The sequence below is a fragment of the Microcoleus sp. LAD1_D5 genome, from assembly GCF_036702115.1.
Taxonomy (GTDB): domain Bacteria; phylum Cyanobacteriota; class Cyanobacteriia; order Cyanobacteriales; family Microcoleaceae; genus Microcoleus.
On sequence record NZ_JAUBSA010000168.1, the window covers coordinates 1 to 2,080 of the forward strand.

Annotated in this window: 1 protein-coding gene; it reads left to right on the plus strand. The window is 39.7% G+C overall.

What is annotated here, in order from left to right:
- The first annotated feature begins 137 nt into the window (after positions 1–137).
- Complete coding sequence (locus QUA70_RS28320) at positions 138–1,802, plus strand: IS1634 family transposase (RefSeq protein WP_333336331.1); 1,665 nt, start codon at positions 138–140, stop codon at positions 1,800–1,802.
- Positions 1,803–2,080 lie beyond the last annotated feature (278 nt).

A 2,080-nucleotide genomic window follows, 5' to 3' on the forward strand; every position in this document is an offset into this window, starting at 1 on the left:
CCCGCATTCCGCAGATATTTAAGCAGAGGTAAAGCAAGATAGATTCGGCAACAATAAACTCCCAAACGATTGCCGTGCAATCGTTTGGGAGTTTTTAGTGTATAATAGATTTCTGCTGTAAAGCCACTCTAAAAATCATGAACCAGCCATTATCAGGGATAAATATCGTAAATTTAGACCACTTGGGAATAGTAGCGGGGATAATAGATGAGATGGAATTGGTAGAAGAAGTGAACAAAAAAGTGGGTATCAAAACCAAAGAAACAGTCAGCCCCGGACAAGTAATGAAAGCAATAATTTTGAACGGATTGGGGTTTTTGAGCGCCCCAATCTACCTATTCGACACATTTTTCGTAGGAAAAGCAACAGAACATTTAATCGGATCAGGAGTGACCCCGGAACAATTAAATGATGACAGAATCGGGAGAGCATTAGACAAATACCATCAAGCTGGAACGACACAATTATTCACAGCAATCGCCCTAAAAGCAGCAAAGAAATTTCAAGTAGAAATGAATAGCGTTCATCTAGACAGCAGTTCAATATCAGTAGAAGGAGCATACAAAACTTGTCAGGAAAAGAGTCAAGACATTGAAACAGACTCATCAGACCCAGCCGATGAAATGAAAGCCATAAAAATCGTTCACGGATACTCAAGAGACAAAAGACCCGACCTCAAACAATTTATCATTGACACCATAGTTAGCGGTGATGGAGACGTACCATTGTATCTCAAAATAGATGACGGAAACGCCGATGACAAAAGCGTTTTTGTCGCCCGACTCAAAGAATTTAAAAACCAATGGACTTTCGACGGAATCTGTGTAGCAGACAGTGCCTTATACACAGCAGAAAACTTATCAGCAATGGCAGGAATGAAATGGATAACCAGAGTGCCATTAAGTATCAAATCAGCCCGACAAAAAATCTCAGCTATCGAAGATAAAGACTGGGAATCAGCTCAAATAAAAGGCTACAAAATAGCAGCCATAACCAGCGAGTACGCCAACATCAAACAAAGATGGATAGTAGTAGAAAGCGATATCAGAAAACAAGCAGCCCTCAAAAAAATAGCCCAGCAAGTAGAGAAACAATTAGAATCAGCTTCTTCCTCACTACGCAAGCTATTCAGACAAGAGTTTGCGTGTATAGCCGACGCAGAAATCGCGATAAAAAGATTATCAGATACCTGGAAGTATCACCAAATCACAGAAATTGAATGCCGAGAAAAACCCGTCAAAAAATCGACAAGCAAGCAGAAACTAGAGAACAAAACAAATCCAACAGTTTATCAAGTTACGGGTCAAATAGAAACCCGGTTATCAGTAATAGAAGCCGAACAAATCACAGCCGGGAGATTTATATTAGCCACCAACATCTTAGACACTCAAGAGGTGAGCGAGCGACAGATACTATCAGAATACAAAGCGCAGCAAAGTAACGAGAGAGGATTTAGATTTATCAAAGATCCATTGTTTTTTACATCAAGCGTATTTGTGAAAAATCCCGAGCGAGTCGAAGCAATAGGAATGATAATGGGACTGTGCTTGTTAGTTTATACCCTAGCGCAAAGGAAATTGAGACAACACTTAGAAGCCACCAATGAGGGAGTCAGAAATCAGGTAAAGAAACTCACCAATAAACCAACAATGCGCTGGATATTTCAGATGTTTCAAGCGGTACATTTAGTGACGGTCAACGGAGATAAGCAAGTCAGTAATTTAACCCAAGACCGTCAAGATGTATTAAAGCATTTAGGACAGTATTGCAGTCGGTACTATTTAATGTTTGCAGGTGGATGACGCTCTCCATTAAGCTGTAAATCTTGGTGAATAATCCACATTTATTAGTCAAGATGATTAGCTCTTGGCGGGAGTTATCTTGGCTAAAAAGCTAAGTTATTTCGCGAAAAAAAGCGCCATAATTCTATTAAAAAAAGTCAACTCTTTCACTTTAGTTGATTTCGGGATATCTGACAGGTACCCGTGACGTTAAAACCGCATAAGTTAAAGGGAAAAACTTTTTGACTCCAACTTTTCACAACTGATAAAAAATTCCACACACATCTGCGGAATGTGGG

What these genes read in the sequence shown, in the direction of transcription:
- QUA70_RS28320 (WP_333336331.1), top strand. Translation starts at nt 138, where the DNA reads ATGAACCAGCCATTATCAGGGATAAATATCGTAAATTTAGACCACTTG.